The following is a 12371-nucleotide window of genomic DNA, read 5'->3' as shown; positions in this document are numbered from 1 at the left end:
GATTCACCATGAGGTTCTGCATGAAAAAACTAAAAAGTCTGCTCGGTGGCTCGCTACTGACACTGGCCCTTGTGGCCCAGCAAGCTCCCGCCGCCGAAGCGGTCAAACCGATTCACTTCGGCGATATCACCTGGGAAAGCGGGAGCCTGATCACCGAGGTGTTGCGCCTGATCGTCGAGAAAGGCTACGACCTGCCCACCGACACCTTGCCCGGCAGCACCGTGAGCCTGGAAGCCGCCCTGGCCAAGGACGATATCCAAGTGATAGGTGAAGAGTGGGCCGGGCGCAGTCCGGCGTGGGTCAAGGCGGAAAACGAAGGCAAAGTGTTTGGCCTGGGCGATACCGTCAAAGGCGCCACCGAAGGCTGGTGGGTGCCGGAATACGTGATCAAGGGGGACGCGGCACGCGGCATCAAACCCCTGGCGCCGGATCTCAAGTCGGTGACCGACCTACCGCGCTACAAGGATGTGTTCCGCGACCCCGAAGACCCGAGCCGCGGCCGCTTCCTCAACAGCCCCACTGGCTGGACCTCGGAAATCGTCAACAGTCAGAAGCTCAAGGCGTACGGCTTGACCGACACCTTCGTCAACTTCCGTACCGGCTCCGGCGCTGCGCTGGATGCCGAGGTGGCGTCATCGGTGCGTCGTGGCAAACCGGTGTTGTTCTACTACTGGTCGCCCACGCCACTGCTGGGGCGCTTCAAGCTGATCAAACTGGAAGAGCCGCCGTTCAACGCCGAAGCCTGGAAGACCCTGGCCGACGCCAACAATCCGCACCCCATCGGCACCCGTTCGCTGCCTGCGCACCTGGCAATTGGCGTGTCGGCGCCGTTCAAGGCGCAGTACCCGCAACTGGTGAGTTTCTTTGAAAAAGTCGACTTGCCGATCGACTTGCTCAACACCACGCTGGCGCAGATGAGCGAGAAACGGGAACAGCCACGCCAAGTCGCGCTGGCGTTCCTTAAAGAACAGCCACAGGTCTGGCAAGCGTGGGTACCGGCGGACGTGGCGGTCAAGGTCAAGGGAGCGCTGTGATGCTGAAGATCCTCGCTACCCTCGTCCTTTCGCTGGTGGCCGGCCAAGTGCTGGCAGCCGAACCGTCCACCCTGCGTATCGGTTACCAGAAAAGCTCGGTGAGCATGGTGCTGGCCCGTGAACACAAGCTTTTCGAAGCCGCATTGCCTGGCACCCAAGTGCAGTGGGTCGAGTTCCTCGGCGGTCCACCGCTGATCGAAGCGCTGAACGGCGGCAGCCTGGATATCGGCAATATCGGCGACATTCCGCCGATCTTCGCCCAGGCCGCCGGCATCGATCTGCAGTACTTCGCCGTCGAACCCAATGAAGGCAAGACGGAAGCAGTGCTAGTGCCCAAGGCCAGTGCGATTCAGAGCGTGGCCGAACTCAAGGGCAAGCGCGTAGCGCTGCTCAAGGGTTCCAGCGCCCACAACCTGTTCTTGAAAAGCCTGCTGCGCGCCGGCTTGCAGTGGAAGGATGTGAATGTGGTGTACCTGTCACCCTCCGACGGCCGCGCCGCGTTCGAGCAAGGCAAGGTCGACGCCTGGGTGGTGTGGGACCCGTACTACTCCGCCGCCGTGGTCGACGGTTCTGCCCGGGTGTTGGGTGATGGTCAGGGCCTCAACCCGGCCGGGAGTTTCTTTGTGGTCAACCGGCCCTTCGCCCAGCAACACCCGCACGTTGTCGCCACGATCATCCAGACCCTGGCCAAGGCACAGCGCCTGTCCCTGGACCAGCCTGACGACAGCATCGCACTGATGGCCAAGACCCTCGGCCTACCACCGGCCGTGGTCCGCAGCTATTTCGAACATCGTTCGCCCGCGCCGATTCGCCCGCTGGAAGCCGTCGATATCGCCAACCAGCAACGCACCGCCGATCTGTTCTTCGCCAACGGCCTGATCCCGAAAAAGGTCGATGTGCAGCAAATCGTGTTCAAGGCGCCTTGATCATGCAACCGATCTACATCGACTTTCTCAACGGCCTGGACATCGAAGAGCTGGGCCTGACCAACGACGAGATCCTCACCGCCATCGAAGCCAGCCTGGCGATCCAGGGCCGGGGCGAGGCGGTGATCGAGCCGCGCACCCACCTGATTCCCGGCGGCGAAATCAACGGCCACTTCAACGTGCTGCGTGGTGTGCTCGGTGGCGATATCGGTTATGCCGGGGTCAAGGTGGTGGGCGATTTTGTCGACAACTACCGCAAGAGCCTGCCCTCGGAATTGGCGATCCTCAACCTGTTGGACCCAGCCACAGGCATTCCCAAAGCCATCCTCGACGCCTCGGCGATCACCGACATGCGCACCGGGGCCGTCACCGCCATCGGTGCCAAATACCTGGCCCGGCCCGACAGTAAAGTGCTGGCGCATATCGGTGCGCGCGGCACGGCGTACTGGAATGTGCGGCTGCTGGACCATCTGTTCGATTTCGAGGAAATCCGCGTGCATTCGCGACGCAGCGAAAGCCGCGAAGCCTTTGCCGAACGCCTGCGTCGCGACCTGGGCAAGCCGGTGATCGTCACCGAGGATTGGGAGGCCACCGTACGCGGCGCCGACATCGTGGTCGAGGCCTCGCGGCTGGACCAGCCCACGCCGTTGTTGCGCACCGAATGGATCAAGCCCGGCGCTTTCGTGGTGCCCTACGGCACCATGAGCGCGGTGGAGCTGTCGCTCACCGACATCATGAGCAAGTTGGTGGTGGACGATTGGGGCCAATGCAAGGGTGGGATGTTTGGCGCACTGCGCGCCCACGTCGACGCCGGGAAACTCAGTGCTGAAACCTTGTACGCCGAACTTGGGCAGATTGTCGCCGGCTTGAAAAACGGTCGTGAAACCCCTGAAGAAACCATTTTGTTCTGGCACCGTGGCTTGAGCCTCAGCGACATTGCCCTGGGCCACGCACTGCTGGAAAAAGCCTGGCGCCTGGGGATTGGTCAGCGGTTGCGTTGGGCATGATTGCTATTGGTCCCCAAGGGCTGGCACTGGTGGACTTGCTGGCGATTGCGCGGCAGGACACACCGGCAGACTTCACCGCGCAGGCACGCCAACGCATCGACGCAGGTCACCGGCTGCTGCTGAAACTGACGGCTGAAGGCACGCCCATCTATGGCGTGACCACCGGCCTGGGCGCGGCGGTGGATACACCGGTTGCCCCCGTACAGGCGAACATTCCGTTGGGCCGTGCCGTGGGCGTCGGGCGCCTGGCCAATCGGCAGGAGATTCGTGCCATCACGGCCACTCGCTTGGCTGGGTTGGCTCAGGGGCGCTCGGGTATTTCGCTGGCAGCCGCACAGGCACTGCTGGATTTGCTGAACACCGGTGTCGAGCCCGAGGTGCCGTTGCTGGGCTCATTGGGTGAGAGTGACCTGGCGCCCTTGGCGCACTTGAGCCTGGCATTGTCCGTACCGCTGACCGGCAAGGATGGCCTGGCGCTGGTCTCGGCGAATGCTGCCAGCGTCGGGCTGGGTGCCCTGTTGGTGGCTGAGGTGCAGCAGGTGTTGGAGGCTCTGCTGGCAGCGTTGGCGTTGTCGTGCGAAGGCTATCGGGCCAATCTCAGTCCGTTCCAGCCCTGGGCTTCGCGCCTGCGACCGGCACCGGGGCAAACCGAGCAGTCGGCAGCGTTGTTGCGCTTGCTTGCGGGCGGTGAACTGGCAGGTAACCCGCGCCGATTGCAGGACCCGCTGAGCTTTCGCTGTGCCACGGTCGTACAAGGCGCGGCGCAACAGGCGTTGCAGCAATTGCATGAGTTGGTCGAGCTGGAACTGCGCAGTGGTGCGGACAACCCGGCGTTGATCAGCGAAGAAGCGATGGCGTTGGCCACGGCGAACTTTGACAGCACCCATCTGGCACTGGCTGCCGAAGGGGTGGGGTTGGCTTTGAGCCGGCTGGCGGCGTGCAGTGCCGAACGCATCGCCAAGTTGTTATCGCCCGCGTCCAGCGATTTGCCACGGTTCCTGATCACCCAGCCGGGGCATGTCGGGATGGCAGCCTTGCAACGCACCAGCTCGGCCCTGGTCGCCGAGATCGGGCATCTGGCCAACCCATTGCCTGCGGTGAGTGTGCCGGTGGCCGATCGCGTGGAAGATTACGCCGGGCAAGCGCTGGCGGTGGTCGACAAGACCCGCCGTTTGACCGAGCGGGTGCTGTGGGTGGCCAGCATCGAGTTGATCGTCGCCGCGCAGGCCGTGGACCTGCGCGGCCCGCTGCGGCTGGGGAAGGGCGCACGGCAGATTCATGAGACGGTGCGCCGCAACGTGGCGCATCTGGAACAGGACCGTTCGGGTTCGGTGGATGTGTTGGCGTTAAGCGCTTTCATCAGCAATGGCAGCCTGACCCCTTCTCTCTAAATGAATGAAGATCAATTGTGGGAGCTGGCTTGCCTGCGATAGCGGTCTGACATCTAACACCTTTGTACCGGGTGTACCGCCATCGCAGGCAAGCCAGCTCCCACAGTGAATTGCGTTTCAGGTCAGGCGGCTTCGGTGGCCAGTGCAGTCGTCACGGCTGGCCGCTCACTGACGCGCTGTTGAAACGCAGCCAGCGCCGGCCATTCCCGCAAGTCGATGTCGTGAAACGCCGCCCAACGCAGCACCACGAACAGGTAGGCATCGGCCACCGAGAACTGTGAACCCAGCAGGTAATCCTGACGCTCCAAGGTCTGCACCAGGATCGCAAAGCGCTTGAACAGCGTGGCCTTGAACAGCGCTTTCACTTCATCCGGGATTGCGCTGTTGAAGAACACCGCCAGCCCACCATGAATTTCGGTGGCGACAAAGTTCAGCCACTCCTGCAACCGTACGCGTTCCCAGCTGCCATTGGCAGGGGCCAGGCCGACAGCGGATTTGAGGTCGGCCAGGTATTGCAGGATCGCACTGGCTTCGGTCAGTACCTGGCCGTTGTCCAGTTGCAGCGCGGCCACATAGCCCTTGGGGTTGATCTGCAGGAAGTCCTCGCCGTGGGCGGTGGTCTTGGCCTGGTTGTCGACCAGCACCAGTTCGAACGGCAACGCCAATTCGCGCAATACAATATGGGAGGCGAGGGAGCAGGCGTTGGGTAAGTAATACAGTTTCATCAGGGACAACTCCGTTGAATTTGCGCCAGTCTCGCGGGCATGGCACCGTGCGTAAAATTAAACCTTCAGACCCCTGCCATAAGGACAGCTACTGTCATGATGAACCTGATGCACTGGCGCTTGCTGGTCGCCGTCGCGGACCACGGCAGCATCACCGCCGCCGCCGAGTGTGTGGGCATGACCCAGTCCGCTGCCAGCCAGGCCATGGCCGGCATGGAGGCGACGCTGGGCGCGCAATTGTTTACCCGTGAACCGCGCAAGACCCTGCCCACTGCACTGGGGCTGAGTGTGATTGAACAGGCGCGGGTGATGATGAGCGCGCTGCAGACCATCCGTAGCACCGTGGATGAAGCCAAGCCCATGTTGCGTGGGACGCTGCGCGTTGCCAGCTTCCCCATCGTGCTGGATACCTTTCTGAGCCCGCTGTTGCAGCGTTTCAAGCGGCTGTACCCCGGTATCGAGGTCACCACTCTGGAAGTCACTGACAACGAAGTGAACGCTTTGCTCGACGCCGACTTGATCGACTTGGGCGTGGTGCTCAACCCCAAGCCCGAGCGCAATGCCACGGTACTGGGGCGCGATAATTGGCTGGCGGTGGTGCCCGCGCAGCACGAGCTGGCCCAGCGCCCGACGGGTGCCACCGTGACATTGGCAGAATTGTTGGAACAACCCTTTGTACTCGCCACAGGCGGCTGCACCGCCAACGCCAGAAGCCTGAGCGCCGACGCCGGTTTGGCGTTGCGGGATGTCCGTGTGGAAGTGCGTGAATGGAGCAGCGCCTTCAGCCTGGTGCGCGAGGGCATTGGCGTGACCCTGGTGCCGGAAATGACCCTGCCGGTTCAGCGCGATGGGCTGCGTGTGATGCCGCTCAGCGTTCCCGTGCACCGCGAGTTCTCTTTGGTAGTTTCGCCAAATCGTGGGCCATCCGCGGCTGCCCAGGCATTGTTAAAAATGCTGGCGGACTAGTGGCCTTGCATAGCGCCAACCCCTGTCTATGCTCATCCTGAACCGTTGATGACGTTTGCCATTTAAAGCGTTTCGGATGGTTATTTCCCCATGAAAGTGCACCAGTAATATCCAACTTATGAATGGAATGCGCCTTCCAGGCGCCGGGAATCAAGGGTGATCTGACCATGTTCAACCGCCATCACAAATCCGACCTGCAAGAAATCGAACGCTTTTCCTATGCCCTGACCGAAGCCAACGCCAAACTCGCCGCCATCAGCCGTTCCATGGCGATGATCGAATTCGATCGCAATGGCGTGATCCTCGATGCCAACGACAACTTCTGCAAAGCCATGGGCTACAACGTCGAGGAGATTCGCGGCAAACATCACCGTATCTTCTGCGACGAGGCGTTTACCCACACTGAAGCCTACGCCAAGCTGTGGCGCGACCTGGCCCGGGGCGAGGCGTTGAGCGGCACCTTCATGCGCTTGAACAAGCGCGGCCAGGAAGTCTGGCTGGAGGCCAGCTACATGCCGGTGCTGGACAGCAACAACCAGGTGCAGAGCGTGATCAAGGTCGCGTCGGATATTTCCGCACGGGTCCACCATGAACACGAGAACCAGAGCTTGATCGATGCCATCGGCCGCTCCATGGCGGTGATCGAGTTCACCCCGCAGGGCCAGATCCTCAACGCCAACGACAACTTCCTGCGCACCGTGCAGTACACGCGTGAAGAAATCACCGGCCAGCACCACAGCATGTTTTGCCATCGCGCCGAGGTCGAATCGCCGGCGTACAAGGCGTTCTGGGCGTCCCTCAACCGTGGCGAATACCACTCCCATCGGTTCGAGCGCAAAAACAAATACGGCAAGACCCTGTTTTTGGAAGCCTCCTACAACCCGATCTTCGACGCCAACGGCCGCCTGTACAAAGTGGTGAAGTTCGCCAGCGACATCACTGACCAAGTCACCACCCTGCGCACCGCCGCCGATTCGGCCCATGCCACCTCGGTGCAAAACGATGCCTGCGCACGCAAGGGCTCGGAGGTGGTGCAGCAAACCGTGCAGATCATCGAAGAGATTTCCAGCGACCTGAACCAGGCGGCCCAGAGTATCGACGCAGTAAACAAACAGTCGGACATTATCGGCGCCATTGTGCAAACCATTCGCAGCATTGCCGAGCAAACCAATATGTTGGCGCTCAACGCGGCGATTGAAGCGGCGCGGGCTGGCGAGCACGGACGCGGGTTTGCAGTGGTGGCTGATGAAGTGCGCAGCCTTGCGGCACGCACCAGCCAGGCGACGGTGGAGATTGTCGATGTGGTGCGCAAGAACCACGACCTGTCGCTGAGCGCGGTGTCGAGCATGCAATCGAGCTTGAGCCGCACCGGGCTGGGGGTGGAATTGGCGAATGAGGCGGGGCAGGTGATCCTGGAGATTCAGGAAGGCTCACGGCATGTGGTGGATGCGATCAGTCAGTTCAATTCCACCCTGCAACTGCAGTAGCTGATCTCTAGAACACGGCAGATCTAATGTGAAAGAAGATCCAATGTGGGAGGGGGCTTGCCCCCGATTGCAGTGTGTCAGGTTACTCATCTGTAGCTGATTCACCGCTATCGGGAGCAAGCCCCCTCCCACATTTTTAGATCGCGGCGAGGGTTTCTTTCACCGCCTGCACCTGCGGGTCGGTGGTTTTTGCCGCTACCTGCTGATCCTGTTGCTGCTTGAGGCGTTCAGCCACGGCCTTGGAAATCGCGTCCTGTTTTTCCTGCGGCAGCTTCTGCACATCTGCTTCGGTCAACCCCTGCTCCTTGAGCAACTGTTCGCGAATGCGCTCGGCCGGGGATTTGCTCATGTAGTCGGTAAAATCTTCACGTGCCGTTTTGCCGGTCGAGTCGGTGGCCGGCACACCCGAGGTCGCGCTCGTCGCTGCCGTGGTGGCCTGCAACTGTACGCGGGTCTTGGCGAAGGCTTCATCGATACGGTCGTTGGCTTTGTCCAAGTCCTTTTGCGCGGCCGGCACCGTGACGCTTTGCTGCGCCGCTTGCAGGGCACCGCTGTACAGCGTGCTGGCGGCAGCGTTGGCGGGGTCCATGTCGGGGCGCTTGATATGTTGGATCGTCGACACGGCTTGGGCGTTGTTATTAACCAGCATGATCGGTCACCTGTGGAAATGTTCGTGTGCCACAGGTTGAGCAAATAGCGTGCCGGGTGTGACGTGCCCATTTTTACTGGGGATGGCGCCGTCGGCGTGGCAAACATTGTCCCGCCGGCGGCCAACCGTTGCCGTCAGTGGGCGATATTTTCCAGCGCCAGGTTACGTGTGCGCGGCCCGAACCAACTGATGGTGATCATCACGATCAACATGCTGCTGGCGATGAACGCCAGCACCCCCGGCGTGCCCAGGTGTTCGAGGATAAAGCCGATCAACAGGCTGCTGAACACCGTGGACAAGCGGCTGAACGAATAACAGAACCCCACGGCCCGCGCTCGGATATTGGTGGGGAACAGCTCGCTTTGATACGAGTGATAGCTGAAGCTCAGCCAGGCATTGCAGAAGGTGATCATCACCCCGCAGATCACCAGCCCCACCGCCGTCGTTTGCAGGGCGAACAGGCTGCCGAAGATCATCGCGCCGAGGGCCGAGCCGACAATCTGCCATTTGTTTTCAAAGCGGTTGGCCACCTTCACGAACAGCAGCGGCCCCAGCGGGTAGGCGAGGGTGATGATGAAGGCGTAGAGCAAGCTATGGGTCACGCTGACACCTTGACCCGACAACAGCGCCGGCAACCAGTTGCCAAAGCCGAAAAAGCCGATGGCCTGGAATACGTGGAACACGATCAGCATCAACGCGCGGCGCCGATAGGGTGGCTGCCAGATGTCGGCAAATCGACCATTGCCTTGCACGCTGACCGCTTCGGGCTCGGGCTCATCCAACGGTTTGCCATGATCTTTCTGGCAGCGTGCCTCCAAGCTTTCCATGATTGCATTGGCCTCCTTGAAGCGGCCTTTTTGCGCGAGCCAGCGGGGTGACTCCGGCAAGCGCTTGCGCAACCACCAGATAAACAGCGCAAACACTGCACTCGACAACACCACCCAGCGCCAGCCGGAAACCCCGAAAGGTGCCTGAGGCACCAGCCACCACGACATCAAGGCCACCGCGGGCACTGACAGGAACTGGATGAAAAATGCAAAGGCAAACGCCGAGCTGCGCATGCGCTTGGGCACCAGTTCCGAGAGATACGCGTCGATGGTCACCAGTTCGATGCCCAAGCCAATACCCACCAGAAAGCGCATGCAGATGATGCCCAGCGCCGATGTCTGAATGCCCATCAACACGGTGGCGACCGTGTACCAGATCAGCGCAAAGGTGAAGATCGCCCGCCGCCCGAAGCGGTCGGCGATGGGGCTGAGCAGGCTGGCGCCGAGGAACAGACCCAGGAAGGTGGCCGAGGCGAACGCGGCCTGGTCGGAAAAACCGAATACACCGCCACTGCCGGTGGCAAACAGGCCGTCCTTGATCAAGCCGGGGCTGATGTAGGCGGTCTGGAACAAGTCATACAGCTCGAAAAAGCCCCCAATCGACAGCAACGCCACCAGGCGCCAGACAGTGGCTACGGCAGGCAAGCGGTCGATGCGTGCGCTGATGTGGGCGGCGCGGATTGGATCGACGCCGTCTGTGGCGGAGGATGAAAGCATGGGAGCAGTTCCGAGGCGGCGTGGGTTAGTTGTGACCGTCGAGTGCAAAGGCCTGGAAACCGGGGCGCTGGCTGAGCCGCTGGTAATACGCCTCGACCGCAGGGTAGGGCGGGTGCTCCAGCGGTGCGTTACGCCAGCGGTGTACCGAGAGGCCGACGAGGATATCGGCCAGGGTGAACTCATCACCGGCCACGTAGGCGCCGGTTTTGGCCAACTGTTGTTCCAGCAGTCCCATTTTGTCGTTCCAGGCTTTTATGCCGGCGCTGAGGCGTTGTGGGTCCTGGTAGTCGGGATTTTTGCGCACCAAGGCATGGAATGCATAACCCCAGGAAGGGTTGAGTTCGGTGGCTTGCCAGTCCATCCATTGTTCCACCTTGGCCCGTGGGGCGGGTTCGGCGGGCAGCAAATCGTGGCGTTGGTAGAGGCCCACGAGGTAGCGACAGATGGTGTTGGATTCCCACAGTACGCCGTGGTCGTCGATCAGCACCGGCACTTGGGCGTTGGGGTTAAGGGCAAGGAATTCGGGGGATTGGGTAGGGGAGTAGCCGATGCCCCAGTCTTCGCGGTGATAGTCGATACCGAGTTCGTGGCAGGTCCACAGTACCTTGCGCACGTTGATGGAGGACGTGCGGCCCAAGATTTTCAGTGAGTGTCCCATGGTGCTTCCCTGGCATTGGAAAGCAGCCAATCTAGCAGGCGTAGGACGCTACAGCGACACTTCCAAGGGGACACGGAAAAAATGTGGGAGGGGGCTTGCCCCCGATAGCGGTGTATCAGCTACAAGTTAATTGGCTGACTCACTGTCATCGGGGGCAAGCCCCCTCCCACATTTTTGACGCGTTCGGCTTTGTAGGGTCAGGTACTTTCCCGCACCTGCAACTCAAACCCCATATCCACTACCGGCTTGGCGATCTTGTTACCCGCCATGATCGTCAACAAATGCTCCGCCGCACGCCGGCCAATCGCCTCTCGCGGGGTGCTGATGCTGCTCAGGCGCGGCACCATGAAGGACGATGCCGGCAAGTCGTTGAAGCCCATCACGGCAATGCGTTCCGGTACCTTGATGCCGTGGCGCAGGGCTTCCAGCAGTGCGCCCTGGGCCAGGTCGTCGTTGCCGAAGAAGATCGCGTCCACGTCGGGATGGCTTGCCAGCATCTGCAGGAACAGCTCGCCGCCCAGGCCCACGGAGGACGGGCGCGGAGTCAGCAGTTCCAGCGCCGGGTCGTACATGCAGGCTTGTTGCAGGGCACGGCGGAAGCCTTCACCGCGCAACAGTGTGCGTTGGTCCAACTGCGCACCGATGTAGGCAAGACGTTTGCGGCCACGGGAGAGCAAATGCGCCGCCGCGGTTTCACCGGCCGCCAACTGTGAAAAGCCCACGCAGTTCACGCCGGCGTTGGGGTCCAGGTCCATCATGTACACGCACGGCACATTGCTGGCCTCGACCATCCGTCGCGCGCTTTCGGTGCGATCAAAGCCAGTCAGCAGCAAGCCCCGTGGCTGATAGGCCATGTAGTTGCGCAGCAGGTTCTCTTCTTCATCGCGTGAATAGTGGGAGTTGCCGATCAGTACTTCAAAACCCTTGGGCCGCAGTACTTGGTGGATGGCTTCGAGGGTTTCAATAAACAGCAGGTTGGACAGCGACGGTACCAGCACCACCACCGAATGGCTTTGCGCCGAGGCCAGGGCACGGGCGGCGGGGTTGACGACGTAATTCAGCTCACTGGCGGCTCGTTGCACTTTTTCCACCAGTTCGGTGGCCACGGTGCTGATGCCACGCAGGGCGCGGGAGGCGGTAATCGGGCTGACGCCAGCGAGACGGGCGACTTCATTGAGGGTCGGGCGACCCGTGGTGCGCAATTTTTTATCGTTCTTGGAGGTCATCAGGCGGCTTGCCAAACAAAAATCGAGGCACTAAGGTAGCGCTGTCTCCAAAAGGCTGCAAATACTTGAACGAAGGGTTGCCTGATCCCGTTCAAATCGCTGGAGAGGATGCACGCGTCACTCCATAAAAAAAGACAAGACGGCGCGGGAAAAGCCTGTTTTTGCACTAGCCTTACAGCGTGCAAAGGTAGCGCTATCTGCGTCCTGAGGTGTTTCATGAGTCAACCTGTTACCGCCCTGGTCATCATGGGTGTTTCCGGCTGTGGCAAGTCCAGCGTCAGCGAGGCCCTGTGCCGCCTGAACGGCGCCACCGCCATTGAAGGCGACAGCTTTCACCCCGCCGCCAACATCGAAAAGATGAGTGCCGGCCACCCGCTCAACGACGACGACCGCGCCGGTTGGCTCGATATCCTCTGCGATGAACTGCGCCGTGCGCTCAAGGCCGGCGAGCATCCCGTGCTCACCTGTTCGGCGCTTAAAAAGAAATACCGCGACCACCTGCGCGAAGCCGCGCCGGGCCTGGGTTTTGTGTTCCTGGAACTGACCCGTGCCGTGGCCGCCGACCGCGTGTCCCATCGCCCCGGCCATTTCATGCCGGCAAGCCTGATCGACAGCCAGTTCGCCACCCTTGAATCGCCCGTGGGCGAGCCGCTGACCCTGGCCCTCAACGCCAGCGAAGACAGCGTCGAGGCCCTGGCCCGGCAGACCCATGCCTGGTGGCTGCAACACGGCTTTGAACCTACTCATTAATTTTTTGC

The 12371-nt window shown here is 61.3% G+C and carries 12 protein-coding genes and 1 pseudogene; 8 read left to right on the top strand and 5 right to left on the bottom strand.

Annotation, left to right across the window (positions count from 1 at the left end):
• Nucleotides 1–20: 20 nt before the first annotated feature.
• The 4 genes from AC07V4_RS17655 to AC07V4_RS17640 are packed head-to-tail and all read left to right on the top strand — an operon-like array spanning nucleotide 21 to nucleotide 4358.
• On the top strand, nucleotides 21–1034 hold the full coding sequence (locus AC07V4_RS17655) for an ABC transporter substrate-binding protein (protein ID WP_492637836.1): 1014 nt from the start codon (nucleotides 21–23) through the stop codon (nucleotides 1032–1034).
• Complete coding sequence (locus AC07V4_RS17650; RefSeq protein ID WP_492637835.1) at nucleotides 1034–1960, top strand: aliphatic sulfonate ABC transporter substrate-binding protein; 927 nt, start codon at nucleotides 1034–1036, stop codon at nucleotides 1958–1960. Before AC07V4_RS17655 ends, AC07V4_RS17650 begins: the two co-directional genes overlap by 1 nt.
• Nucleotides 1961–1962: 2 nt before the next feature.
• On the top strand, nucleotides 1963–2967 hold the full coding sequence (locus tag AC07V4_RS17645) for an ornithine cyclodeaminase family protein (protein WP_492637834.1): 1005 nt from the start codon (nucleotides 1963–1965) through the stop codon (nucleotides 2965–2967).
• On the top strand, nucleotides 2964–4358 hold the full coding sequence (locus AC07V4_RS17640) for an aromatic amino acid lyase (protein ID WP_492637833.1): 1395 nt from the start codon (nucleotides 2964–2966) through the stop codon (nucleotides 4356–4358). The genes AC07V4_RS17645 and AC07V4_RS17640 overlap by 4 nt, the downstream gene beginning before the upstream one ends.
• A gap of 122 nt (nucleotides 4359–4480) precedes the next feature.
• On the opposite strand, the gene gstA is transcribed toward AC07V4_RS17640, so the two are convergent.
• Nucleotides 4481–5083, bottom strand: a complete 603-nt coding sequence (gstA, locus tag AC07V4_RS17635) for a glutathione transferase GstA (RefSeq protein WP_492637832.1) — start codon at nucleotides 5081–5083, stop codon at nucleotides 4481–4483.
• 96 nt (nucleotides 5084–5179) lie between these two features.
• Here gstA and AC07V4_RS17630 point away from each other — a divergent pair, with 96 nt between their 5' ends.
• From AC07V4_RS17630 to AC07V4_RS17620, 3 genes and pseudogenes are all read left to right on the top strand, one after another.
• Nucleotides 5180–6049 (top strand): LysR family transcriptional regulator, encoded by an 870-nt coding sequence (locus AC07V4_RS17630; RefSeq protein WP_492637831.1) that lies wholly within the window; start codon nucleotides 5180–5182, stop codon nucleotides 6047–6049.
• Nucleotides 6050–6171: 122 nt separating this feature from the next.
• A pseudogene (locus AC07V4_RS17625) lies at nucleotides 6172–6993 on the top strand (PAS domain-containing protein); the annotation flags it as partial.
• Nucleotides 6967–7536 (top strand): methyl-accepting chemotaxis protein, encoded by a 570-nt coding sequence (locus AC07V4_RS17620; protein ID WP_492637948.1) that lies wholly within the window; start codon nucleotides 6967–6969, stop codon nucleotides 7534–7536. The pseudogene AC07V4_RS17625 and the gene AC07V4_RS17620, both read left to right, overlap by 27 nt.
• A gap of 136 nt (nucleotides 7537–7672) precedes the next feature.
• Here the strand turns inward: AC07V4_RS17620 and AC07V4_RS17615 are convergent, their stop codons facing one another.
• From AC07V4_RS17615 to gntR, 4 genes are all read right to left on the bottom strand, one after another.
• The gene (locus AC07V4_RS17615; RefSeq protein ID WP_492637830.1) at nucleotides 7673–8185 is read right to left on the bottom strand and encodes a hypothetical protein; all 513 of its coding nucleotides are present in this window, start codon (nucleotides 8183–8185) and stop codon (nucleotides 7673–7675) included.
• A 134-nt stretch (nucleotides 8186–8319) separates the two neighbouring features.
• The gene (locus tag AC07V4_RS17610) at nucleotides 8320–9729 is read right to left on the bottom strand and encodes an MFS transporter (protein WP_492637829.1); all 1410 of its coding nucleotides are present in this window, start codon (nucleotides 9727–9729) and stop codon (nucleotides 8320–8322) included.
• Between the two features lie 25 nt (nucleotides 9730–9754).
• Entirely contained in the window at nucleotides 9755–10387 is a 633-nt protein-coding gene (locus AC07V4_RS17605) for a glutathione S-transferase family protein (protein WP_492637828.1), read from the bottom strand.
• Nucleotides 10388–10584: 197 nt separating this feature from the next.
• Nucleotides 10585–11616: an HTH-type transcriptional regulator GntR gene (gene gntR, locus AC07V4_RS17600; protein ID WP_492637947.1), complete on the bottom strand. Its 1032-nt coding sequence runs from the start codon at nucleotides 11614–11616 to the stop codon at nucleotides 10585–10587.
• Between the two features lie 213 nt (nucleotides 11617–11829).
• On the opposite strand from gntR, the gene AC07V4_RS17595 reads away from it, so the two are divergent.
• A complete protein-coding gene (locus AC07V4_RS17595) occupies nucleotides 11830–12363 on the top strand; it encodes a gluconokinase (protein WP_431753526.1) in 534 nt (177 codons plus the stop codon).
• Nucleotides 12364–12371: the final 8 nt, after the last annotated feature.

It is taken from the genome of Pseudomonas sp. GW821-FHT03A09 (assembly GCF_059421065.1).
Note: the sequence above shows the minus strand (reverse complement) of the source record. Positions and strands in the feature narration are given on the sequence as shown.

Bases quoted from the DNA above. Each gene is read 5' to 3' on its own strand.
- gstA (WP_492637832.1), bottom strand. From the start codon at position 5,083: ATGAAACTGTATTACTTACCCAACGCCTGCTCCCTCGCCTCCCATATT.
- AC07V4_RS17645 (WP_492637834.1), top strand. From the start codon at position 1,963: ATGCAACCGATCTACATCGACTTTCTCAACGGCCTGGACATCGAAGAG.
- AC07V4_RS17610 (WP_492637829.1), bottom strand. From the start codon at position 9,729: ATGCTTTCATCCTCCGCCACAGACGGCGTCGATCCAATCCGCGCCGCC.
- AC07V4_RS17650 (WP_492637835.1), top strand. From the start codon at position 1,034: ATGCTGAAGATCCTCGCTACCCTCGTCCTTTCGCTGGTGGCCGGCCAA.
- AC07V4_RS17655 (WP_492637836.1), top strand. From the start codon at position 21: ATGAAAAAACTAAAAAGTCTGCTCGGTGGCTCGCTACTGACACTGGCC.
- AC07V4_RS17630 (WP_492637831.1), top strand. From the start codon at position 5,180: ATGATGAACCTGATGCACTGGCGCTTGCTGGTCGCCGTCGCGGACCAC.
- AC07V4_RS17640 (WP_492637833.1), top strand. From the start codon at position 2,964: ATGATTGCTATTGGTCCCCAAGGGCTGGCACTGGTGGACTTGCTGGCG.
- AC07V4_RS17615 (WP_492637830.1), bottom strand. From the start codon at position 8,185: ATGCTGGTTAATAACAACGCCCAAGCCGTGTCGACGATCCAACATATC.
- AC07V4_RS17595 (WP_431753526.1), top strand. From the start codon at position 11,830: ATGAGTCAACCTGTTACCGCCCTGGTCATCATGGGTGTTTCCGGCTGT.
- AC07V4_RS17605 (WP_492637828.1), bottom strand. From the start codon at position 10,387: ATGGGACACTCACTGAAAATCTTGGGCCGCACGTCCTCCATCAACGTG.